This window comes from Chitinophaga sp. 05T412 (genome assembly GCF_056396465.1).
Map to the genome: position 1 here is coordinate 283,481 of NZ_JBFTLN010000010.1, position 24,217 is coordinate 307,697.

Consider the following 24,217-nt stretch of genomic DNA (forward strand, 5'->3'; position numbering starts at 1 on the left):
TTTATGAACATGCTACAACGGGTTGAACACTGGGGCGACACACATAGCCCTAATTGGCTGAGTGCCGTACGTATTCTGCTGGGAATATTTCTAATGGCGATGGGTGTATTGTTTGTCATGAACAGAGATGATCTGATAGGCGTAATTAGCCAGAAACCAGCACTGGCAGCTATCTCCGTAATGTTAGGGCATTATATCGTATTTGCCCATACCGTAGGCGGTTTATTTATTGCAATGGGCCTGCTCACCAGGTTCTGTGCCATCTGCAATATCCCGGTATTAATAGGGGCCGTTTTTATGAGTCATTCCGCCACCGGCTTATTTAGTGTGTATCCATTTATGGTGTTGTCTGTAATCGTACTGCTGTTACTGATTTTATTTGCAGTAGATGGTAGTGGCCGCATCTCTGTGGATGAGTACATGCGCAAACATCCGGAAAAAGTACGCAACCGCAAGTATGTTGATTTCTAGCACCGGCCAATATAAGACCGGATACGTCATTTGCTAAATCTCTTCTCCGCATATCCCTTCAATATTCTATTTTTGCATTTCAGAAGAATGCAATTATGAAATACCAAATAGGCGACGGCATCTTGCTGTTGAGTTCAAAAGAAGAAGGAACGGTTGTAGACATCGTGAATGATAATATGGTGATGATTGAGGTAAAGGGAACATCTTTCCCGGTTTATCTCGACCAGATTGACTTTCCATATTTCCACCGCTTCTCCCAGCAAAAAGTGGTGAAAGAAAAGCCCAGACTGATTCCTGGCGATGAGATTAAAGTAGACAGAAGTAAGTATGAAGTATTCAAAACAGATAAAGGCATGTTCCTGTCTGTTTTACCGGTATACCAAATGGATGGCCTGGACGAAGTGGTGAAGCTGATGAAGTTTCACCTGTTCAACGACACGCCACATGCCATGCGTTTTTATTTTCAGATCTGGCTGAATAACCAGCTGGATCTGGAAATAAAGAATGAAATCCAGCCGTATAATAATTTCTATCTGGCCGACCTGATATTTGAATCGCTGAATGATAACCCGCGGTTCGAATTTTCATTTTTCCTGAAAGAGCCGCAACCCAAGCTGGCGACCTCTGTACAGAAAACCTGGAAAATAAAGCCGAAGCAGATGTTTGTACAATTGCAGGAGCTACGGGCAAAAGAGGAGGCCACCATCACTTACACCTTATTCGATAAATTCCCTGATAAAGCGCCGCAACCGCCTGCAGCAGCAGAACCGGCTAAAAAGAAAGCGCCAGTTACCACCCTGGGATCAGGGAACTTTGCCAGCTTGTTGAGTAAAATACAATTACAGCCGGAAACATCGCTGGAGCCCAAACAGGAAGTAGATCTGCACATTGAAGCCCTGGAAAAAAACTGGAAAGGAATGAGTAACATCGCCATCCTGGCTGTACAGCTCAATGCCTTCCAGCGGTACCTGGATATGGCCATCAGCCATCATCAGCATAACCTCATTGTTATTCATGGTATCGGTAAAGGAAAGCTCAAAGACGAAATTCACCAGATATTAAAGCAGACACCGGAAGTAGCCAGTTTTGTAAACCAGTATCATGCAAAATATGGCTATGGTGCTACAGAAATAACGTTTAGGTAATATTTTTCTTTACCTTCGCGCCTCAACTACAAACCGTGCTATCGTTTCACTGACTTGTGCAGTGAGAAGGAAAGTCCGGACAGCGCAGAGCAACGCACCACCTAACGGGTGGGGCCTCATCCACCCTCGCTTATGGCGAGGGTGGGAGGGGAACAGCAAGTGCCACAGAAAATAACCGCCCTTTCGGGGGTAAGGGTGAAAATGTGGGGTAAGCGCCCACGGTGCAGGCAGGTAACTGTTTGTGCGGGTAAACCTTGCGTGCTGAAATGCCATGTATACGGTCGCTTGAGGGCTGCTCGCCCGATGACCGAGGGTAGGCAGATACAGATAACGTGCGAACGTTGTCGCAGATAAATGATAGCAGCCCATCGCTTTACGCGGTGGGAAACAGAATCCGGCTTATAGGTTTGTAGTTTTTTTTCCTCTCTTTTTTGATATGCTAAAATAAGCAGCTAACTTCCCGCTCATATTTAATCTCTATTTTATGAACCAAAAAGATGAGCGTACCTGGGGAACCCTGGTACATTTGGGCGGCATCATTGGTATGTCCGTAAACCCTACTGTTGGTAACATTATCTGCGTACTTATTCTCTGGCTGATCAAGCGTAACGAATCTACGTTTGTGGATGATCAGGGGAAAGAAGCCATTAATTTTCAGATCACCGTCAGCATTGCCTCCGTGCTGGTATCCGTTATTATCAGTATTACCAGTGGATTTTGGTCTTTGACTGGCTTCTGGAACCGGGGATGGAACTTTGGTGCTGTGGTGGGCTGGGCGTGGTTAGGGGGACTGGTTTGGTTGCTTAATCTTATTTTCAGCATTATTGCAGCCGTGAAAGCCAGTTCCGGAGAGGCTTACAAATATCCGCTGAGCTTACGTATTGTTAAGTAGTGGGGACAATATTAATCGGGGTTTATTGCCGAAACAATAAACCCCGATGGTATTAATTCTTTTTAATTGCTTTTACTTTCGCTTTGTGTTTTTTCCCCTTCACATTTTCTCCTTTGATAGTAGCCGCCAGCTTTAATGCCTCATAGCTGTTTACCAGTCCACCTGTTTTAGATAACGTTGCGAAATCCACTTTATCATCCGGACCACCGCCTGGTTTGTTCACCATAGTAGTGCCATCAGGTAACGGGGTTGCACTTTTCTCCAATACATATTTCAGCTGTTTGGCGCTCAACTCTGGATAGTAGGAGAGTACCAATGCAGCCACGCCTGCTACTACCGGGCTGGCCATGCTGGTGCCACTGGCACTGCCGTATTTGTTGCCACCAGGAATAGTAGAATAGATTTGTACACCTGGTGCAAAAAGATCTACGCCTTTTTTACCGTAGTTGGAGAAACTGGCTACTTTATCAGCCGTAGTACCGTTGTTGCTGGCGCCTACAGTGATGAAGTTGGTAGCAGTGGTACCATCCAGGTAATCAGGATTAGGGAAGTTAGCGATGGAATCATTGTTGTTGCCATCATTACCAGCAGCATGTACCAGTAATACACCTTTCTCTTCCGCATATTTTACCGCAGCATCAACCCAATCTTTATGAGGAGAGAACGGTTTACCAAAGCTCATGTTGATGATTTGCGCGCCATTGTCTACCGCATAACGGATGGCCAGGGCCACGTCTTTATCTCTTTCATCGCCATCGGGAACAGCTTTTACAAACATGATGCGAACGTTATCTGCAATGCCATCCATTCCAACACCGTTGTTTCTGGAGGCGCCGATAATGCCGGATACGTGGGTACCGTGGAAACCAAAGGAGCCCATCACATCGTTGTTACCGTATTTGTTATCGTTGATGTCATCGAGGTTGTCGCCGATAATGCGTTCCCGGTTGGCATTGGGTTGTACTTCTGTACTTTCTGCTTTGCGTTTCAGCTCACTCATGTATTCATCGAACTCCATTTTGAAGTCGCTGAAGTTGGCAGGCACGTCACCGGCGCTTTTCAATAAGCGGGTCATGAAGTTGCGTGCCAGCAGTACATCCTGGTTAGTAGTTTGGATACTATCCAGTTGCGCTACACTGAAATCATCCTTACCCAGGTAGGTTTTGAGGATAGATTCGCATTTATTTACGTTCTCCTGCAGTTTAGCCATGCTTTTGTACTGCATCTTAAACTGGGAATTCGGTTTTTCAACTTTTGCCTGCAGTTGCTGCCAGGTGGCATATTCCTTAGAATCTTTGGCGAGTGCAGAATCCGGGTTGCCATATTTGGTTTTATAGCGGTAATATTCGCGGGCTGCTTCTTCCGAATCTTCTTTCACACTACTTCCATCTTTACCTCCCAGGAAGTTCCAGCCATGGATATCGTCTACATAGCCATTATGGTCATCATCTTTACCATTACCAGGAATCTCGCGGGGATTGGTCCACAATACCTTTTTGAGGTCTTCATGGAGCGTGTCAATACCGGAGTCTATCACCGCCACAATAACGGGCGTGCTTTTCTTCCCTTTTAACAATTCTTTGTATGCTTTTTCTGTAGAAGTACCATACACACTGTCGGTATCATAACTCAGCAGATGCCAGTTTTTGGGGACCTGCGGCTTGCTTTGCGCGCTGGTGTTTGTTGTAAATGCAGTTAATAATGCAACACACCCGGCCATAACTGCGACCTCTCGACTAAACAATTTCATGTTCAATAATTTTCCCGATATAGTAAAACAACTAAAAAATATCCTTGTGAAAGGAATAAAGGTATAGAAAAAGCGGTATAACATTAAATATTAATGATAAGCGCGCTAAATGTTGGTTGATTGGGAGATTCAATCATGGGAGGACGGTATAAGGTGCTGATTTGCAGGGAAAACGCTTGAGTTAAACTTGTCATGATATGCTAAGTCGGACAAGTCCCATTGCCACCTGTCACAATCTGTTTTGCCGATGTTTGTAACTGATCTAGTTTTACATCATTCCCTCAGGGCTATATATACTCTCTCATCTACCCTTGTACTAAACGAGATTATGCAGATTCGTTTAATCACTTTTTAAAAATTAAATTTTTAAATCTACCCATCATGTTGAAAACTCTTTTCATGGCCGCCATGCTGGCCACCGGCACTCAGGTATTTGCTACTGAGCCCGAAGTAACCACCATTATTTTCGTGAATGCAGCTGAAATGGAATCATCACCCTCTGCAGATCCAGGTTTGAGTCCTTCAGGATCTGAGCAGGCTAGTCAGTTGGTGAGCTCACTCGAAGGAACATCTATTAACGCGATCTACACAACATTTATTAATCGTGCTATTCAAACTGTTACGCCGCTGGCAAAAGCCCGGCAACAGCAGCTGGACTACTTCCGGTTAAACGGTGATCCGGAGCTTACTTCCAGTATTGTAAAAGACATGATAAAGAAAAACAGCGGTAAAACCATCGTTATTTGTAGCGATCCCGAAAATATTGCTGCAATGATACGGCAGGTAGGCCTACGTGGTAAGGATGTTAAAACCCTTTATGACAAAGGATGTGGACAGGTTTTAGTCGTAAAACGCAGCAGTAATAATACGGCAGTAGCACAAAAGTTGAATATGAATATTCAGAAAAAAGTGTAATATTTATATCCGGAAGAGTATTTAATGGCTTCCCGCTATTACTTACTTTTCTCATAAGCATGGTTTCCGTTTAACGAAAAGCGGGGTTCTCTAACCTCGCTACTATTTTTAAAACCATGTTATCGGTGTATGTAGAGAGTAGGCATCTTCATGTTGCTTAGACTAATTCGCAGAACCTGTTTTATCAACCGCTTTTAAAATCTGATCGGGTCGATTCCTGTCACGAATATTAAAAGCTCCGGGGCCAGGGCCTCGGAGCTGACGAGATCAACAAGTATTCACGAAAATTTATCTTCAGAAATTATAAAAGAAAAAGGAGAACATACAATGTGGTATGTTCTCCTTTTCTCTTTATATAACAACAGATCAGATGTCAAATTTAATACCCTGTGCCAGCGGCAAACTGTTGGAGTAGTTGATCGTATTGGTTTGACGGCGCATATACGCTTTCCATGCGTCCGATCCACTTTCACGGCCACCACCGGTTTCTTTTTCACCACCAAAGGCACCACCTATTTCAGCACCGGAAGTACCGATGTTTACGTTGGCAATACCGCAGTCAGAACCGGCCTGCGACAGGAACTGTTCTGCTTCCCGCAGGTTGAGGGTCATGATGGCAGAGGAAAGCCCCTGTGGTACATCATTCTGCATGGCAATGGCTTCCGGCAGTGTTTTATATTTCATCACGTACAAGATGGGAGCAAAGGTCTCATGTTGTACAATAGCGTAAGTATTTTCTACGGCAGCAATACAAGGTTTCACGTAGCAACCGGATTCATAGCCGGCGCCGGTGAGCACGCCACCTTCCACCAGGAAGGAGCCACCTTGCTGTTTTACCTGCTCTATGGAACTCAGGTATGCGTCTACAGCAGCGGTATCGATCAATGGTCCCACGTGGTTGTGCAGATCCAGCGGGTTACCAATGCGAAGTTGCGCGTATGCTTTCACGAGTTTGGCAGTGAAGCTGTCGTATACACTTTCGTGGATGATCAGGCGACGGGTAGAGGTACAACGTTGTCCGGCAGTACCTACTGCACCAAATACAGCGCCTATCAGCGACATATCGAGGTCTGCATCCTGAGAAATAATGATGGCGTTGTTACCACCCAATTCCAGCAGGGAGCGGCCCAAACGTTCTCCCACAGCAGCGCCTACGGCTTTACCCATGCGGGTAGATCCGGTGGCAGACACCAGTGGAATACGGGTATCATGCGCCATCCATTCGCCGGCATCGCGACCACCGGTTAAGAGGCAGCAAACACCTTCCGGTACATGGTTGGCGGCAAATACATCTGCAACAATGCGTTGGCAGGCCAGCGCGGTAACAGGTGTTTTTTCTGATGGCTTCCAGATACAAACGTTTCCGCAAACCCATGCCAGCATGGAGTTCCAGCTCCATACGGCTACCGGGAAGTTAAAGGCGGAAATAATGCCGGTAATACCCATTGGATGCCATTGCTCGTACATGCGGTGTCCCGGACGCTCAGAGTGCATGGTCAGGCCATGCAACTGGCGGGAGAGCCCTACTGCAAAATCACAGATATCAATCATCTCCTGTACTTCACCATATCCTTCCTGTAAACTTTTTCCCATTTCATAGGATACCAGTTTACCCAGTGCTTCTTTATGTTCCCGGAGGGCAACGCCTATTTGTCTTACTACTTCTCCTCTTTTAGGCGCAGGCCACATCCGCCATTCTTTGAAAGCTTCCTGTGCTACGGCTACTACCAGGTCGTAATCCTCGCGGGTAGCGCTTTTTACACTTGTAATCTTCTTGTTGTTCACCGGTGAAAAGGAGGTAATTTCTGCTCCGTGAGCAGGCAGCCAGTTGTGACCGGTGCTAATACCGCTTTGTTCTGTGGTGATCCCGAATGCTTTTAAGATATCTTCCATGATGGGTGTATTATTAAACGAAATTAGGAACTTTTTTTTGTTTGGGTGGCGTAGGTGCTTTCAAAGATCTTGTCGGCATTACCGGCCTCAAAGCCTTCCCTGCGCTGTGCTCTGCCTATTTCAGCAGTAGGCAGGTGAGCAAACTGGGGCAGTACCTTTCTCTCTGCAAACTCTACGTAAGAGCCGGCAATTGCGAGCTTATCGCCACCAGCAAATTCAGCGGTGATCATACCTGCTACGGTAGCGCTTTGCAATAAGGCGCCATCGGGGCTGGTTTTGATTTTACCACCGGCATCGTTTAAGCGGAAGCCATGTTTTTCCAGGAATACGTTGAAATCGGCCACGGTATTATATCCTGCGGGCAGGTTATGTACGCTCACAGTGAAGTGATTGAGGTAATACCGGTTGTAAATTACCCAGGCAGCGTATTCACTTTCTGCCGCCAGCAGCTGGTAATCCGCCAGGGTAGGCGTACGCCAGAGGGAGCTGTGTAAGAAAGCGTCTACTGCGTTGGCATCGTCCAGATTCAGGGCATTTACCGGGTCCGTTTTTACTTCGCTGGTATAGCGATGAATAATTTCCTGTGCGGCCTCACTGAGATCATTTACCCGTAGCTCACTGATAAAGATGCGCGGATATTGTGGGGCAGGCGGAGCATACCACCAGGCGTCCAGCTTTTTAGCGGCAAAATGGTATTTGTCCATTTTTTTGTAGCCGTAGTGCAGAAATATCTTTTCCAGGGATTGCACGCCCAACTGGGGAACTCCCATTGTTCTGAAAGCGATATGATCATTCTCGATATCATCCGCCTGTTGAATCATCCCTTCTTTTATCATGGCGGCAATGACTGCTGCCACATCCGGAACGCGTTGCTGATAGCGATCCATCAGCCCTTTTAATACATCATTTAACATGAGATGAAGCGTTTTAGCCTTTAGTTATGAGTGTTTTTTAGTAAAGAGGCCTTTCTTCAAAGGAATTTACTAATTTTTCCCGCTTAAAGACTAATTATAGTATACCGCGAAGCGGTTATTAATTAAATCGTTAAATACCACATCTTCCTGGCGAACAAATCCGTTGGCTGGCAGCAGGCCTTTGGCGTGGAGGTCTATCACTGCACAGGCGGCGCCGGCGGTGGTCAGCTGGATAGCGGTAAAGTCTTTACCGGCTACTGACTGGTTATATATCTTACGGGAGTAGGAGCGTTGTACCGAGCGACCGTTTACCAGGCCGGAAACAGATACAAATACCAGTACTACGTCTTGCGCAGTGAAAGGTATGCTATCTTCCATAATCTCCTTCAACATATCTCTTTTTTTGTTGAGCTTTAATTCGCTCAGCAATATTTTCATCAGCTGGCAGTGTCCCGGGTAGCGAACGGTTTTATAGTCGAGGTTGTATACTTTGTTGTCCAGTATTTCGGCCAGGGCGCCCAATCCGCCGGAGGTGTTGAATGCTTCATATTCCACGCCATCGAGGGCGAAGCGCTCGTAGCCTTCCATGGGCATTACTTCTTTGCGTTGGCCTTCATAAATGGCATCGCAGGGGTTGCAGTATTCATTGATCAGGCCATCGGTGCTCCAGGTGAGATTGTACATGAGGCTGTTGGTAGGAAACTGAGGGAGGGCGCCTACGCGGAGGCGAACGGCATCCAGTGAATCGAACTGTTTGGCGATGTCATGTGCAGCAATGCTGATGAAACCTGGCGCCAGTCCGCATTGTGGCATAAAGCTCACTTTCGCGGTGGCGGCAATTTCGCGGATCGCGTTGGTGGTGGCTACATCTTCTGTTAAATCAAAGTAGTGGGTATTGGCTTTTGCGGCAGCAGTAGCAATTTTCACATTCAGGAAAAAGGGACAGGCGCTGAGTACCATATCCTGGTCTTTCAGGCTTTGTTCCAGTGCCTGGGCGTCGTTTACATCCAGAATGGTTTTATGGATCTGGCTATCAGTACATTTGTCCAGCAAGGCTTGGTTGCTGTCTGCCAGGGTTACGGTATAGTCGCCGGACTGTTGCAAAAGAAAAGCAGCGGTTTCGCCGATCTTGCCGGCGCCAATAATCATTACACGTTTCATAATCTGTTTGGAATTATAGTGGTGAACGGAGTATGGTAACTCCGTGTTTAAGTGACGGTTTGATGTATCTCATCAATTACGTATAGCCGTTACCGTTATATGCCCACCACAAAACATTTTCGCCTGACATAGTAATGCCAATACGAAAAAAATAATGACGACAGCCAATAGCAATAATGAATGTTTGAAATGCCGGAATGCAGCATCCACACCGCTTCCGCGGCTATGTAGTAAAGATGTAACGGGAAGATAAATCCCTTGTGCTACCTATGGCACATGGGAGCAAGTGCTCCGTAGATAGGAGAGTAGAGAAAGCTGTATGTTTAACAGGTAGTTCATTAGCGAAGCGAATATAGGGAAAAATTTATGATTAGCCAAAAGCATAAAGGAGAAAGCAAAAAGCTATTGAGGCGAATGACCTTTGCGAATATTTATTTACGCATTGATCACTCGCCTCAATAGCTTTTTGCTTTCTCCTTTATGCTTTGAGCTAATCTTTAATATTGCTCGTTATCGTTCGGGAAGTCTTTTGTTTTTACATCATTGATGTAACCCTGTGTAGCGTCGTAGATCTGGCTGTAAAGGTCCAGGTAACGGCGGAGGAAGCGTGGTTTAAAATCTTTATTGATGCCGAGCATATCATGCATCACCAGTACTTGTCCGTCTACATATTTACCGGCGCCAATACCAATGATGGGAATACCTACTGATTCTGCTACTATTTTCGCAAGGGCAGCAGGAATTTTTTCCAGTACAATGGCGAAACAGCCAGCTTCCTGCAACAATTTGGCATCGTTGATCAGTTTATTGGCTTCGGCTTCTTCGGTGGCACGCACCGCATAGGTACCAAATTTGTAGATCGATTGCGGCGTAAGACCCAGGTGACCCATTACCGGTACGCCTGCGGAGATAATTCTTTTTACAGATTCAATGATTTCTTCACCACCTTCAATCTTAATACCATGCGCACCGGTTTCCTTCATAATCCGGATAGCGGAACTAAGCGCTTCTTTGGAGTTTCCCTGGTAAGAACCAAAGGGAAGGTCTACCACTACGAAGCAGCGTTTAATAGCTCTTACCACGGAGGCAGCGTGGTATATCATCTGATCCAGTGTAATCGGGAGCGTAGTTTCGTGACCCGCCATTACATTGGACGCGGAGTCACCGACCAGTATAATATCAATACCCGCATCATCAAAAATGCGGGCCATGGAGTAATCGTATGCGGTGAGCATAGATATCTTTTCTCCATCCACTTTCATCTTCTGCAGTGTATGCGTAGTGATACGCTTTATTTCTTTATTCACAGACATAAGCAGTAGCTTTTAGCATTTTGCTGTTAGCAATAACCGCAAAGGTGGTGATATAAAAAGATAAAAGGAAAAGTTTTTTTTGAGTGGTAGCTTTCATGAAAGGAACAAAGGAGCAAAAGATTATTTTCCTTTGCTCCTTTGCCTGCAACTAACTGTTGACAGCTATTTCTTCGTACAGTGCGTGGATCAGGCCATCTGCCAATCCGATTTTAGGCACGTATATTTCCTGGGTATCTGCCCAACGCATCACGTTAATATAGATTTGCAGGGCAGGTACAATTACGTCTGCGCGGTCTTCCCGGAGATTGTACAGGTGAATGCGTTCTTCCACGGTGAAGTTGCTGAACTCCTTGTGATAGTCTTTCAACGTATCAAGTGAGAGCGGCTTACCTTCTTTGCGTTTGGATAAAGAGAAGATTTTATTGATGTTGCCACCGGAGCCAATAGCGATCACGGGGCCAACGTATTTCAGCTGTTGTTTCAGGAAATCTTTCATACCCTGCCACTGTGTATCAGTCACCTGTTGCTGTAACAGGCGAATGGTACCGATGTTGAAGGATTCCTTGAATATTTGTTTACCGCCACCAAACAGGGTGAGTTCTGTACTACCACCACCTACGTCTATGTACAGATAGGACTTGGTTTTATCCATGTTTTCTGCCACATGATTTTCATAAATGAAGGAGGCTTCTTCCTGTCCGGAAATTACTTTGATATCGATACCGGTTTGCGTTCTTACTTCCTGCAAAATAGCCGCAGCATTGCTGGCATCCCGCATCGCAGAGGTAGCACAGGCTTTGAGGTATTTCACTTCATACACATCCAGCAACAGCTTATATGCTTTGATGGTGTCGATCAGGTGAATGGCTTTTTTTTCTGAGATAATATTGTCGTTGAATACATCGAACCCCAGCCGGAGTGGTACCCTTATCAGGTTTAGTTTGGTAAAGTCCATCACACCGGCGCTGTTGGGGGATGCTTCAGAAATAAGCAACCTCGCAGCATTGGAACCTATATCAATCGCAGCTAATTTCATCTGGTAGTCGTTATATCAGAGGGCAAAAGTAAAACATTTTAAAGTTTATGTGTATTGTTTTTCGTGCAGGTATTTATAGATCTCTACCTGAGTACGTATTTTCTTATCGCCGTCCTTGCGATACTCGTTGCTCTGCTCATTATCGAGTATACGGGCTTTTACGTTGCCGCTCAGCTGGATTTTCATGATGTCCATCAGCTCCTGACGTATAGCCGGGTCCGTTATTTGTACCGCAGCTTCCACCCGATGATCGAGATTACGCACCATCCAGTCGCAGGAAGCGATGTATACTTTTTCCTGACCACCATGGTGGAAAATAAATACGCGGGCATGTTCCAGGTATTCATCTACAATACTCACGGCGGTGATGTTTCTCTTCCACTTTTTATTTTCAGTATAAGCGCAGCAGATGCCTCTGATCACCATTTTGACGTCTACACCTGCTTTCGCTGCTTCATACAGTTTAGCGATGAGGGTAGCATCAGACAGTGAGTTCATTTTCAGGATGATACTTGCTTTCTTTTTATGCTTGGCATTTTTTATTTCGCGGTCTATCAGTTTCAGGAAAGTATCGCGCATGTTGATCGGACTAACCGGTAGTGTTTTGGCACCTTCCAGGGTTTTGACGTCGTGGCGGGGGCTTTCCAGGTAGGCGAAAACGCGGTTGATATCGGCAATGATAGCACGATTGGTCGTGAGCAGGCAATGATCACCATATACGCGGCCTGTTCTTTCATTGAGGTTACCGGTGCTGACGAAGCCGCACTGAAGGGTTTTGTTGCCGATTCGTTTTTTGATCACACACAGCTTGGCGTGTATTTTCATGTTGGGAATACCCAGCAATACTTTTACACCTTCTTCCTCGAGCCTGGATTTCCAGTCGAGGTTGGCCGCTTCATCAAAGCGGGCGCGCAATTCCAGTACTACTGTTACTTGCTTACCATTGCGTACGGCATTGATTAGTGCATTGACAATTTTGGAATTACGGGCAAGCCTGTACGCAGTTATTTTAATGGAAGATACATTTGGGTCTATAGCGGCTTCCCTTAGCAGGTCGATAATGGTATCGAAGGAATGATAGGGGAAATGCAGCATTACATCCTGCTGTTGAATCACGTGCATCACGCTGGGTGCATTGAGGAACAGTGGATGTATAAAGGTTTTACGGTGTAAATGCGGTGGGAAGATAGATTCCGGGAAGTCCATAAAGTCTTTGAAATTATGGATACGGGCTCCCGGGATGAGGTTATCTTTTCCGGATAATCCCTGGCGGCGCATCAGGTATTCCAGCAGCAGCGGATCAATATCTTTATCATATACAAACCGCACCGGCTTTCCCTTGCGACGGTCTTTCAGGCCTTTTTCAATCTGGTGAATGAGACTGTCGGAGATATCATTATCGATATCGAGTTCCGCGTCACGGGTTACTTTGATGATGTGGGCAGAAAACTTATCGTAGCCGAAGTATACAAAGATGTTGGGTAAGCAGAAACGTACCAGGTCTTCCAGCAGGATGATATCATGTTCTCCTTCTTTGGAGGGGAGGATGATAAAGCGGGGAAGTACGTTGGTCGGTATTTCTATCAGTGCAAATTTCTGACGAACGGAGTTATCCTGGCGGGCCAGTACGATGGCCAGGTAAATGGATTTGTCGCGCAGGATGGGGAACTGTTGTATGCTTTCAATCATCAGGGGGATGATGTTGGTGCGTACCTGTTCGTTGAAGAAATTGAGTACAAATTTTTGTTGTTCTTTATTGAGCTGTTTTTCGGTGCGGAGGAAGATGTGTTGCGCTTCCATCTCGGTGGCAATATCTTTCCATACCATATCAAATTCGCGTTGTTGTTCAATCACGCGGCTTTGTATTTCATCCAGTATTTTATCGGGGTTTTCTTCCAGGTGCATTTTGGAGGCTTTCCCGAAGGACATCATTCTTTTCAGGGTGGCGACTCTTACGCGGAAAAACTCGTCCAGGTTATTGGAGAAGATACCCAGGAATCGGATGCGTTCATGGAGTGGAACGGTTTTATCTGCAGCTTCCTGCAATACCCTGGCGTTGAAGGAAAGCCAGCTGATATCTCTGGCGATCATTTTTTTATTCTTCTCTGCCACCGGCTTTTTCCGGACTGTTTTCTTTTGAACTATTACATCGGGCATTGTCATAATATCAAGGTTCTCACCATTCGGCAAACGCATACAAACATATTTACATTCAAAAAATTCACATCATCTAAACTACGATGATACAGCTTTCGCTTTAATTGGAGTATTAAATTAAAGTTAAAGAAAAGCGGGGAGAAACGCGGTTTTTTGTGTGTTGAAAGTCAGGGGAATAGTATTAATTTTTAGGGAGATATAAACCTGCGTTTACATCTCCCTAAAAAAATAAAATATAGGCACCGGGCAACGTTATGCGAGTGCAGCGTTCTTTTTCTTGTTATAAATGGGCAAAGCTACGAGGCTGCCAAAGCCTAGTACAAGTACCAGGATGGTTTGTGCCACCCAGATAATCCAGCCAAAAGCGAAGCCGATGGCCAGTGGAATAGCATAGATGGCCAGGGTGGCCTGTACCAGTACCTGGTAAGCGCCGATACCGCCTGGCATAACGATCATGCCTACACTACCGATCATGAGTACCGCCAGGGCGGCGCTCATACCCAGATGGGATGTTTCCGGCAGGCAGAAAAAACCGATGTATACCTGGGAGAGGTAACAGCCCCAGATCAGGATGGAGTGGATGATAAACCACACTTTTTTCTTTCTTTCCATTTTGCCGATAGAGAGTACGCCTTCAGCGATGCCTCTGATCAGGCTTTTAACGGTAACGGCTACTTTGGATTTAGCAAAGCGGCGGAGCAGCCAGATAAAAAGCACAATGCACAATACCAGCACCACAATGCCCATCATTAGCTGGGTGCCGTTGGCATGGGCAATTTTATCTGATATTTTTTGAAAGATCATTTTATCTACGAAGGCGCCCAATACTTCCAGTTGTGTCAGCACGGTAAGTACGGCCAGGAGGATAAGGCATACCAGGTCCACGGCTCTTTCCGCGATCATGGTGCCTACCAGTTTGTCGGCGGGTACTTTTTCGTACTGGGCGATGATGCCGCAACGGGTTACTTCTCCCAGCCGGGGAACGGCCAGGTTCACGAGGTAGCCTACCATCACCGCAAAGAAGGTGTTAAGGGTAGTGGGCTGATGTCCTAATGGCTTCATCAGCAGTTTCCAGCGCACGGCGCGGAACCAGTGACTGGCCACACCAATGGTCATCGTAGGGATGAGTAGCCAGTAGTTGGCTTTTTTCAAGGCATCTTTGATCTGATCCCACTCATCGGCTTTGATATTTCTGGTGAACAGCCATATCAATAGCACTCCTACGCCAAAAAAGCATATAAACTTAATGACGTTCTTAAGCGTTTTGGGCATGATCCAAAGTTGTTTTAGGGCGTTAATAAATCAGTACCAGGGTTTACAATTTATTCCCTTCTTTCGGGAAAATGGCAATAGGTGTATATTTTTTAGCTTCTTCAAAATCCATTGTGGCATAGGAAATAATGATTACTATGTCACCAGGGGCAACGAGTCTGGCGGCAGGGCCATTCATACAGATTACACCGGAACCACGTTTGCCTTTGATCACATAGGTTTCCAGTCGTTCTCCGTTATTGACGTTCAATACCTGTACTTTTTCGTACTCAATCAAACCAGCGGCATCCATCAGGTCTTCGTCAATCGTAATGCTTCCAACATATTGCAGATTGGCTTCCGTAACAACCGCGCGGTGAATCTTACACTTTAAAATTTCGATTTGCATAATATTATACTGGCTTAAAACGCTGTAAAAGAGCGTTTGCAAAACTAGGAAAAAAATATGGAAGATTGAACAAGGCATGCAGCCGTAATGCAGTGGTGGCTGTATGCCTTGTTCGGGAGGAATTATAGATTTCCTTGTAATATGAGATTATCGATGAGGCGGACGCCATCCAGCCAGGCAGCCAGCGCTACCACTACTGTGGCGTTTCCGGGCGGCTGATCGAGCGGGTGGAGCATATCATCGTCCAGTTGGAGGATATCGACGTATTCGGGTTCAAAACCCTGTTTTTTGAGCGCATCGAAAGCTTCGTGAGCGCCTTCGAGGAAGTGGAGGCCTTTGCCGAAGTTATTTTTGATTTCCAGGAGGGCCTGGTAGATGGCTGGGGCCTTTTTACGGGCGGCGGGAGAGAGGCGGGCATTGCGGCTGCTCATGGCCAGTCCGTCTTTTTCCCGTTCCGTTGGGCATACCACCAGTTTTACGGGCGATTGGGTAAGAGAAAGGAGGCGACGCACAATTAAACATTGTTGCAGATCCTTTTGGCCCATAAAAAGCTGGTTAGGTTGCACAATATCAAGTAACTTGTGAACAATGCGACCCACGCCCTGAAAATGTCCGGGGCGAAATTTGCCTTCGAGAATGGTTTCGAGATTGCCGAAGTCGTAATGCAGATCACTTTCCAGACCTTCGGGATACATTTCGTCTACGGATGGTAAAAAAAGTATATCTGTTGATACACTATTTAATTTTTTTATATCATCTTCTATAGTGATGGGATATTTTTCAAAATCTTTTGGGTCATTGAATTGAGTTGGATTTACAAAGATGCTGCAAACGACCACATCGGTTTTTTCTCTGGCGGCCTGAATAAGTGACAGATGCCCGTTGTGGAGGGCTCCCATAGTGGGCACAAAACCAATGCTTTTGTTGCTTTTTCTTACCAGGTCCAGGTGCTTCTTCAGGTCGGTGCTGCGCTTAAATTGATACATAAATCATTGCTTAAAAGGATGTTAAAACTGACAGATTGGCCAATATTCCGTAAAAAATCCGTAATTTTGCAAGCCAAATTAAAAATTACTGCATTAATAATCAGCGTTAAATGTCCACAAAGAAAAGAATTCTTTTTATTGCCCAAGAGATGTCGCCGTACCTGGAATTGAGTGATTACGCGGCCATGGTCAATAAAATGGCAATTAAGTCCAATGAGGCGGGCCTGGAGGTGAGAGTGATCATGCCTAGGTTTGGAATTATTAATGAGAGAAGACACCGTTTGCACGAAGTGGTAAGGTTGTCAGGTATTAACATTGTGATTGACGGGGATGATTACCCGTTGATTATCAAAGTGGCCTCCCTTCCAAATGCCCGACTGCAGGTCTACTTCCTGGATAATGAAGATTATTTTAAGCGGAAGACTGTTTTTGCCGATGAAAACGAAGAGTTTTTTGACGACAATGCAGCCAGAGCTGTCTTCTTTTGTAAAGGAGCCCTGGAAACGGTGAAGAAGTTCGGATGGCCTCCGGACATTATTCATTGCAGTGGCTGGATGACTTCTCTGATACCTATGTATCTGAAAACTGCCTACAAGAAAGAGCCGGTTTTTGCTAACTCAAAAATCATATATTCGTTGACACCCAATACGTTCAAGGAAAAGTTAGGCACTACCTTTGTTAAGAAAGCGACCATCAGCAACCAAATCAAAGAAAAAGATATGGAGCTGTTTAAGGAAGGTACCAATACTGCTTTGAATAGAGGTGCCGCTAAATACGCGGATGCGGTTGTACTTGCCGGTGATAAGCTGGAAAAGAAAGTAGTGGATGAAGTGAAAGCTGAAAAAGGTAAGATCATTTTACCTTACAAAAAAGAGAATGAAGACCTTGGAGACTACCTGCAATTGTACAATCAATTGTTAGGGAAATAGTTACCTTAAAGCAGTTCGGCAGTTAAATCAATACTCACTAACAACATAACGCGTGAAGATCAATTTCAGGAATCTCAGCTTATTAGCTACCTATATTACGCTACTGTATGCAGCAACCGGTTGTAACAAATCTACCCTATTGGGGAGCGGTCTTATTCCTCCCGGCGATTTTGTGAATGCCCAGGATACCGTTATCAATGGTATCATTGCCAATAACTTCGAACGGTATGACTCAAGCATTCGTAACGGCAACACTGCCTACGCCAAAGTACTTGGTTCCATTACTACCGACCCTGTTTTTGGCAGAACCCATGCCTTCGTATTTACACAGGTATCTTTGCCCCAGAGTGCTTTTACTTTTGAAGGCGCCGGACAAACACTGGATTCTGTAGTACTGTCATTGGCCTATTCCAATTACGCTGGTGATTCTACCGGTCCACAAACCTTTAGGGTGTACCGGATGACCGATCCAAAATTCACTATCGACTCCAACTACGCTTATAACAAAGTACAGCCCTATGACCAGGGGAAACTGTTGGGTACAGCCACTGTTACGCCATTGAGACTACGGGATTCTGTCAGCATTTACGGTACCAAAGAAGCTGGTCAGTTACGTATTAAACTGGACCCTTCATTTGGTAACGAGTTGCTGAGCCAGAAGTCTGATGGCGCCTTTAAGAACGATTCTAGTTTCCGTGCTTACCTGAAAGGTTTTGCCATTGTACCGGACACCAACCTGGGTACCAATCGCAATATGCTGTATGTGAATCTGAATGATGCCAATACCAAACTCACGGTATTTTATAAAAATTCAGAAAAAGATTCCCTCCGTGCTACCCTGGCATTTAGCCAGTATTCCAGCGCCCACGCTAATTACTTTACCCGTAATTACAATGGTTCGCAGGCATCCCGGTTTATTAATACCAACAATGCGAAAGGAGACAGTATTCTCTTCCTCAATGCCAGTCCTGGCTTGTATACCAGGCTGACAATCCCTGGCCTGGAAAACTTCCCGGCAGTGATGATCAATAAGGCGGAACTGGTGATTACACAGATTACTTCTGGCGCCAGTGATATGAATAATATTTTTATTGAACCAGGAAGCTTATCTTTGCGCCAGTATGGAAACGGGGACTCCACCAAAATCCCTATCGATTATTATACGAGTGGCGGCGCTGCCTATTTTGGCGGTACCCGTCAGGTGATTACCAATTTTGGCGGTATACAGGTTGTGCAGTATACCTTTAATCTTGCAAATACACTGCAACGGTTTATCAAAAAACTCGATACTAATAACGGCTTCAAACTGGAAGGCTATTCTCCTCTTTACATGGATGTAAATCGTGTGAAAGCAGGAGGAAGCAACTTGTCACAGTACAATATCAAGCTCAGAATTATTTACACTAAACCATAAAACTACTAATCCCAGTTTTTTATGCCTTATTTATTTACATCTGAATCCGTTTCAGAAGGACACCCTGATAAAGTAGCCGATCAGATCTCTGACGCTTTGATTGACAACTTCCTGGCGTATGATGCTACATCTAAAGTTGCATGCGAGACCCTCGTAACCACCGGCCAGGTTGTATTGGCGGGAGAGGTGAAATCTGAAGCTTACCTGGATGTGCAGGATATCGCAAGGGAAGTGATTCGTAAAATAGGTTATACAAAGAGTGAGTACATGTTTGAAGCCAATTCATGTGGTATTCTTTCTGCTATTCACGAACAATCACCAGATATCAACCAGGGTGTAGACCGTAAATCTCCGGAAGACCAGGGTGCTGGTGATCAGGGAATGATGTTCGGTTATGCTACCCGCGAAACTGATAACTACATGCCGCTGGCACTGGATCTGGCACATAAACTGTTGCTGGAACTTGCTGTACTTCGTCGCGAAAATAACGAAATCAAGTACCTGCGTCCGGATGCAAAATCCCAGGTAACCATCGAATATTCAGATGATAATAAACCAGTAAGAATTGATACCATCGTGATTTCTACCCAGCACGATGATTTTGATTCTGATGAAAAGATGCTCGCCAAGATCAAGGAAGATATGATCAATATCCTGATCCCACGCGTTAAAAAGCAACTGAAACCTGAATTACAAAAACTGTTTGAAGGCTTTGATATCAATCACCATATCAACCCAACCGGTAAGTTTGTAATTGGTGGTCCTCATGGCGATACTGGCTTAACTGGCCGTAAAATCATCGTGGATACTTACGGTGGTAAAGGTGCACATGGTGGTGGCGCTTTCTCTGGTAAAGATCCATCCAAAGTAGACCGCTCCGCAGCGTATGCTACCCGCCACATCGCTAAAAACCTGGTAGCTGCCGGTGTTTGCGATGAAGTACTGGTACAGGTATCTTACGCGATTGGTGTGGCAAAACCTTGCGGTGTTTATGTAAATACCAATGGTTCTGCAAAAGTGAAACTGAATGATGGCGAGATCGCTAAGAAGATTGAAGAAATATTCGACTTGCGTCCGTATGCTATTGAGCAAAGACTGAAACTGCGCAATCCTATCTACAGTGAAACTGCTGCTTATGGTCACATGGGCCGCGATCCACAGGTAGTTACCAAGGTATTCAACAAGGGCAAGAAACACGAGAAAAGTGTAGAAGTAGAATTGTTTACCTGGGAAAAGCTGGATTATGTAGATAAAGTGAAAGCTGCTTTCGCTTTATAATATTCATACAATATTCCAAAGAGGTTGTCTTGTTTTTTGCAAGGCAACCTCTTTTTTTATGGGGAAGAAATGCCCCCTGCTTATTATCTTTACCCCTGTAATAACATCATCCCAATTATGAGCTTTGCCAAAAGGGCCTTCTATACCGCCGCACGTTTATTGCCCATAAAGATATTACAGCACCCTTTGCCGGCTCAATTGCTGTTGCCCTATCATCACCTTGTCGGAGATGTACCGGTGCCGCATGTGAAGCATTTATATCCTTATAAAAGTACTAAAGCATTTGAGCAGGATGTGGATTATTTGCTGCGCCATTTCAAAGCAGTGACCCTGGAAGAAGTGATTCAATCCGTGCGCTCCCATACACCATTACCTAAAAATGCTTTCCTGCTTACTTTTGATGATGGTTTGAGAGAAGTGGCAGAAGTGATTGCACCTATACTGCACCGCAAAGGAGCACCCGCCGTCTTCTTTTTAAACCCTGCTTTTCTGGATAATAAAACGCTGTTCTATAAATTTAAAATCAGTTTGTTGATAGAAGCGCTGCGCAATAACAAATATCCGCCGGAGTTGCTGGGACGTATAATGGATATCCTGGAAGCGCCTGGTATGGATATCGTGGACGCTATTAAGCAAATCAACTATCAACGGCAAGTGCTGGCAGATGTAATCGGAGGCATCTTAGGTGTTTCCTTTACTGATTATCTTGCCCAACAGCGGCCCTTTATGACAACGCCGGAAGTGCAGCAGCTGTTGTTGCAAGGCTTTGCAATAGGAGGGCATAGTGTAGATCATCCTTATTATACAGCGTTGTCGCTGGAAGAGCAGCTGGCGCAAACGCGCGACTCCGTTAATTTCCTGGTAGAAAAATTCAATCTCCCTTACCGCGTTTTTGCTTTTCCACACAGTGATGCAGGCGTAAGCCGTGCTTTTTTTGATACCCTGTTTAATGATCCCGCTCCAATGGATCTGATATTCGGAACAGCTAATCAGCAACACGATATTTACCCCGGTATTTTACATCGTTTTAATTGCGAACGACCGGCTGTTCCTATCGACGAAGCAGTGAAAGGTATCCTCCTGTTGAACCGACTGCGGGGGGTATACAGGCGGAACCATATTCAAAGATTTTAATATTAAATAAAATTAAAATCTGTTATTTAAATTAATTATCCTATATTCATGTAGTTATATATTATTATTAGTATTGGATTATTTAATAATTTATATATGTATTTTCCTTAAAAAAAGACATTTCTAGCCTACTTTTGCTCTCGGTAAGATTCTATTATTTAAAGACTAAGTGTATGAGGAAATTATAAACCGCCCTTATCTTAACTAATTTTAGCCGATCGTGAAGAACCATATCATCAAGTTACTTTTCAGTGCTTGTCTTTTATTTTGTGTAATATCCTATACCCAAATAGCTATTGCACAAGGTAGTCAGATCAGAAGCACGGTAAAAATCGCCCCTAACAATACAACCAATGCCTGGTTGCATTTGCCTGACGACTATGATCAAACGTCGGCTACTTATCCTTTATTGATCTTTTTGCATGGCGTAGGTGAAGGCTCCAGTCTGGATGCCGGATTATCGCATGGCGTGCCCCGCATGATCGCCAAAGGCGCCAATATGGAATTTACAGTAGGGGGGAAGTTATTCAAGTTTATTGTGGTATCGCCGCAGATTCCCGGAGGGTGGGCCAGTGAAGTGATGGTACAGAATATCATGGATGATATTAAATCGCGGTACCGTGTTGATCCTTCCCGTGTATATCTCACCGGCCTGAGTGCAGGCGCCTACGGTGTGTTGAACTATGTGGCTACGGATACTAAATATTCAGATAACCTGGCGGCCATTGTACCGGTTTCACCTGCAGCCATTGACGCGGCTAAAGTGCCGGGTTTATGCAATGTAGCCAGCAGCAATATTGCAGTATGGATGTTATGTGGTGGTGCAGATGGATTTATTGATAACCAGGACGCTTATACGAAGCAAATAAACAGTTGCAATCCCACTACCCAGGCCATCACCACCACTTATCCAGGGGGCGGCCATGGGGATGATGTATGGGATAAGGCATATGATGTTACCCACATCTATCAGCAACCGAATATTTATGAATGGATGCTGCAATATCAGCGGGGTACTACACCCGGTAATCCACCGGGAACACCACCAGTAGCCAATATAACCCCTGCCAATACCACTATTACTTTGCCATCAGCCAGTGTATCCCTGAATGGTTCCACTTCTACTGCACCCAATAGCGCTATTAAAAGTTATGCCTGGACCCAGGTATCTGGTCCGGGTACCGCCACTATTACTAATGGCAACAGCGCTATTGCCAATGTAAGCCGTCTCGTGGCAGGAAAGTATGTATTTAAATTAACGTTGACCAACACAGCTGGTACTACTGCCGCCACCACCACCACCGTAGTGGTGAATGCAGCGTCCGGTGGAGGCAATCCACCTGCCTGTAATGGTTGCAAATTCCTGATCACGCCCGGCGCTGATGGGGGCGCCTACATTAACGGAGATACCCGTGGTGTACAACCCGGTGATACCGTTTGTATACAATCTGGGAATTACAGTTATATCCAGTTTTTTAATTTCACAGGTGCGGCTGACAAACCGATTGTGTTTATCAACTGCGGCGGTCAGGTGAAAGTAGGTAATGGTGGTAACTACGGTCTTATCTTCAATAATGTCAAATATTTTAAAGTAACAGGTTCCGGTAGCAGCGATAAGTATGGATTCCGGATTGATGGCGTGGTGAAAAAGCTCAGTTCCGGACTCGCTATGGGTAAKGGATGTACCGACTATGAAGCAGAAAGGGTGGAGATCACAGGGTCTGAAGTAGGCTGCATGGCTAAGATAAACCCGGACTGCGATCCTATGAACCAGTATCCCAATTTCGCCATTCGTAACGTGAAACTGCATGACCTGTATATTCATGAAACGGTTGGTGAAGGTATGTATGTCGGTAATACCGCTCCCAATGGTACGCTGACTCCCTGCAATGGTGTAGACGTAAACCTGCTGCCACCACGGATTTATAACCTGAAGATATACAACGTTACTACCGAGAACACCGGCTGGGATGGTATACAGGTAGCCTCCGCACCTGAGAATGTAGAAATATATAACAACAGCGTATATAATTATGGTACTACCAATATGGGTAGTCAACAGGCTGGTATTATCCTGGGAGGAGAGTCTAACGGTAAAGTATATAACAATAAAATTGTGAAAGGTACCGGTAACGGCATTGAAGTATTTGGTACGGGATTGTCCTGGGTCTATAACAATGTGCTGGTGGATGCAGGAATTGATGGTACCACAACCGGGCAGGATGCGCTTTTCGTAGACGACCGTCCAACTAAAAATAATTATAAGCCGCTGGTGGTATATCTCTTCAACAACACCGTGGTTAACTCCGGACGGGATGGTATCCGCGTTCAGAACTCTTTCGGTACAATAGGACAGGGAAATCTGCTGTACAACAACCTGGTGGTTAGCTCCGGATCTGTAAGCTCCAGGGGACAAATTGGATACATCAACTTACAGGCAGGCATTGATTATTTATCCGCTAACAACGTTACGGGAGCAGATATCAATGCCATGAAGTTTGTGAATGCCGCCTCAAAAGATTTTCATCTCGCTGCAGGATCTCCTGCTATCGATAAAGGAAGAGACCTGAGCGCCTATTTCAAAACGGATTTAGATGGAAATGCGCGGCCTTATGGTGCAGGCTTCGATGCAGGTGCCTATGAATATATAGGGAGCACACCCGCTAACAAACCACCGGTAGCGGATGCAGGCAATGATATCACCATTACTTTACCAGTAAGTACCGCCTCTCTTGATGGTACCGGATCTACTGATCCTGATGGAACGATTGCGGCCTATAGATGGGCGCAGGTATCAGGCCCGGTTACCGCCACATTTTCTTCCAATACCAATAGTAAACCAACTGTTAGCAAATTAACAACAGCAGGTACCTATGTTTTTGAATTAACAGTAACAGATGATAAAGGTGCTACTGCTACTGCACGTGTAACCGTTACCGTGAAAGACGCGCCGGTATATATACCGCCTACGGTGAGTGCMGGTACTCCTGTTACCATCACCTTACCCGTTAGTACTACCACATTGACAGGYACCGCCAGCGCCGCYGCYGGCAGCACGCTTGTATCCTATCAGTGGAGCCAGGTGTCGGGTCCGGTAAATGCAGCCATAGGCAGCGCCACCACACTTAGTACAGACGTTACAAAATTGACTACCGCCGGGCAATATGTT

Annotated in this window: 19 protein-coding genes and 1 other RNA gene; 10 read left to right on the forward strand and 10 right to left on the reverse strand. The window is 45.3% G+C overall.

The annotated features are described in order from the left end of the window. Positions 1-3 precede the first annotated feature (3 nt). From AC1DFM_RS22700 to AC1DFM_RS22715, 4 genes are all read left to right on the forward strand, one after another. Positions 4-471, forward strand: a complete 468-nt coding sequence (locus AC1DFM_RS22700; protein WP_477079049.1) for a DoxX family protein — start codon at positions 4-6, stop codon at positions 469-471. A 95-nt stretch (positions 472-566) separates the two neighbouring features. After that, on the forward strand, positions 567-1,616 hold the full coding sequence (locus AC1DFM_RS22705; protein ID WP_477079050.1) for a Smr/MutS family protein: 1,050 nt from the start codon (positions 567-569) through the stop codon (positions 1,614-1,616). Between the two features lie 25 nt (positions 1,617-1,641). Next, positions 1,642-2,034: RNase P RNA component class A (gene rnpB / locus AC1DFM_RS22710), an RNA gene on the forward strand. 66 nt (positions 2,035-2,100) lie between these two features. Beyond that, on the forward strand, positions 2,101-2,508 hold the full coding sequence (locus AC1DFM_RS22715; RefSeq protein WP_477079051.1) for a DUF4870 domain-containing protein: 408 nt from the start codon (positions 2,101-2,103) through the stop codon (positions 2,506-2,508). A 52-nt stretch (positions 2,509-2,560) separates the two neighbouring features. Here AC1DFM_RS22715 and AC1DFM_RS22720 read toward each other — a convergent pair whose 3' ends face one another. After that, positions 2,561-4,258 (reverse strand): S8 family peptidase, encoded by a 1,698-nt coding sequence (locus AC1DFM_RS22720; RefSeq protein WP_477079052.1) that lies wholly within the window; start codon positions 4,256-4,258, stop codon positions 2,561-2,563. Between the two features lie 381 nt (positions 4,259-4,639). Between AC1DFM_RS22720 and AC1DFM_RS22725 the strand changes: the two genes are divergently transcribed. Beyond that, entirely contained in the window at positions 4,640-5,173 is a 534-nt protein-coding gene (locus AC1DFM_RS22725; RefSeq protein WP_477079053.1) for a histidine phosphatase family protein, read from the forward strand. Positions 5,174-5,539: 366 nt separating this feature from the next. On the opposite strand, the gene amaB is transcribed toward AC1DFM_RS22725, so the two are convergent. The 9 genes from amaB to panC all read right to left on the reverse strand — a co-directional run bounded on the left by amaB (position 5,540) and on the right by panC (position 16,293). Continuing rightward, positions 5,540-7,066: an L-piperidine-6-carboxylate dehydrogenase gene (amaB, locus tag AC1DFM_RS22730; protein ID WP_477079054.1), complete on the reverse strand. Its 1,527-nt coding sequence runs from the start codon at positions 7,064-7,066 to the stop codon at positions 5,540-5,542. Between the two features lie 23 nt (positions 7,067-7,089). Further along, positions 7,090-7,980: a 2-oxoadipate dioxygenase/decarboxylase family protein gene (locus AC1DFM_RS22735; RefSeq protein ID WP_477079055.1), complete on the reverse strand. Its 891-nt coding sequence runs from the start codon at positions 7,978-7,980 to the stop codon at positions 7,090-7,092. 90 nt (positions 7,981-8,070) lie between these two features. Beyond that, a complete protein-coding gene (locus tag AC1DFM_RS22740; protein ID WP_477079056.1) occupies positions 8,071-9,141 on the reverse strand; it encodes a saccharopine dehydrogenase family protein in 1,071 nt (356 codons plus the stop codon). A gap of 497 nt (positions 9,142-9,638) precedes the next feature. Next, positions 9,639-10,454 carry a 3-methyl-2-oxobutanoate hydroxymethyltransferase gene (gene panB / locus AC1DFM_RS22745; RefSeq protein ID WP_477079057.1) on the reverse strand — a complete coding sequence of 272 codons (816 nt, stop codon included), beginning with the start codon at positions 10,452-10,454 and terminating at the stop codon, positions 9,639-9,641. Between the two features lie 148 nt (positions 10,455-10,602). Beyond that, entirely contained in the window at positions 10,603-11,490 is an 888-nt protein-coding gene (locus tag AC1DFM_RS22750; RefSeq protein WP_477079058.1) for a Ppx/GppA phosphatase family protein, read from the reverse strand. Positions 11,491-11,535: 45 nt separating this feature from the next. Continuing rightward, on the reverse strand, positions 11,536-13,686 hold the full coding sequence (ppk1, locus tag AC1DFM_RS22755) for a polyphosphate kinase 1 (protein ID WP_477079059.1): 2,151 nt from the start codon (positions 13,684-13,686) through the stop codon (positions 11,536-11,538). A 213-nt stretch (positions 13,687-13,899) separates the two neighbouring features. Further along, the gene (locus tag AC1DFM_RS22760; protein WP_477079060.1) at positions 13,900-14,919 is read right to left on the reverse strand and encodes a lysylphosphatidylglycerol synthase transmembrane domain-containing protein; all 1,020 of its coding nucleotides are present in this window, start codon (positions 14,917-14,919) and stop codon (positions 13,900-13,902) included. A 43-nt stretch (positions 14,920-14,962) separates the two neighbouring features. Further along, positions 14,963-15,307 carry an aspartate 1-decarboxylase gene (gene panD / locus AC1DFM_RS22765; protein WP_133811105.1) on the reverse strand — a complete coding sequence of 115 codons (345 nt, stop codon included), beginning with the start codon at positions 15,305-15,307 and terminating at the stop codon, positions 14,963-14,965. Between the two features lie 122 nt (positions 15,308-15,429). Then, positions 15,430-16,293: a pantoate--beta-alanine ligase gene (panC, locus tag AC1DFM_RS22770; protein ID WP_477079061.1), complete on the reverse strand. Its 864-nt coding sequence runs from the start codon at positions 16,291-16,293 to the stop codon at positions 15,430-15,432. A 110-nt stretch (positions 16,294-16,403) separates the two neighbouring features. Between panC and AC1DFM_RS22775 the strand changes: the two genes are divergently transcribed. The 5 genes from AC1DFM_RS22775 to AC1DFM_RS22795 all read left to right on the forward strand — a co-directional run. Continuing rightward, the gene (locus tag AC1DFM_RS22775) at positions 16,404-17,222 is read left to right on the forward strand and encodes a glycogen/starch synthase (protein WP_133811107.1); all 819 of its coding nucleotides are present in this window, start codon (positions 16,404-16,406) and stop codon (positions 17,220-17,222) included. Positions 17,223-17,274: 52 nt separating this feature from the next. Then, entirely contained in the window at positions 17,275-18,636 is a 1,362-nt protein-coding gene (locus AC1DFM_RS22780; RefSeq protein ID WP_477079062.1) for a DUF4270 family protein, read from the forward strand. A gap of 21 nt (positions 18,637-18,657) precedes the next feature. Then, a complete protein-coding gene (metK, locus tag AC1DFM_RS22785; RefSeq protein WP_477079063.1) occupies positions 18,658-19,914 on the forward strand; it encodes a methionine adenosyltransferase in 1,257 nt (418 codons plus the stop codon). Positions 19,915-20,031: 117 nt separating this feature from the next. Then, positions 20,032-21,048 (forward strand): polysaccharide deacetylase family protein, encoded by a 1,017-nt coding sequence (locus AC1DFM_RS22790; RefSeq protein WP_477079064.1) that lies wholly within the window; start codon positions 20,032-20,034, stop codon positions 21,046-21,048. A 220-nt stretch (positions 21,049-21,268) separates the two neighbouring features. Beyond that, positions 21,269-24,217 (forward strand): PKD domain-containing protein (locus AC1DFM_RS22795; protein ID WP_477079065.1); only part of this gene is annotated, 2,949 nt, incomplete at its 3' end.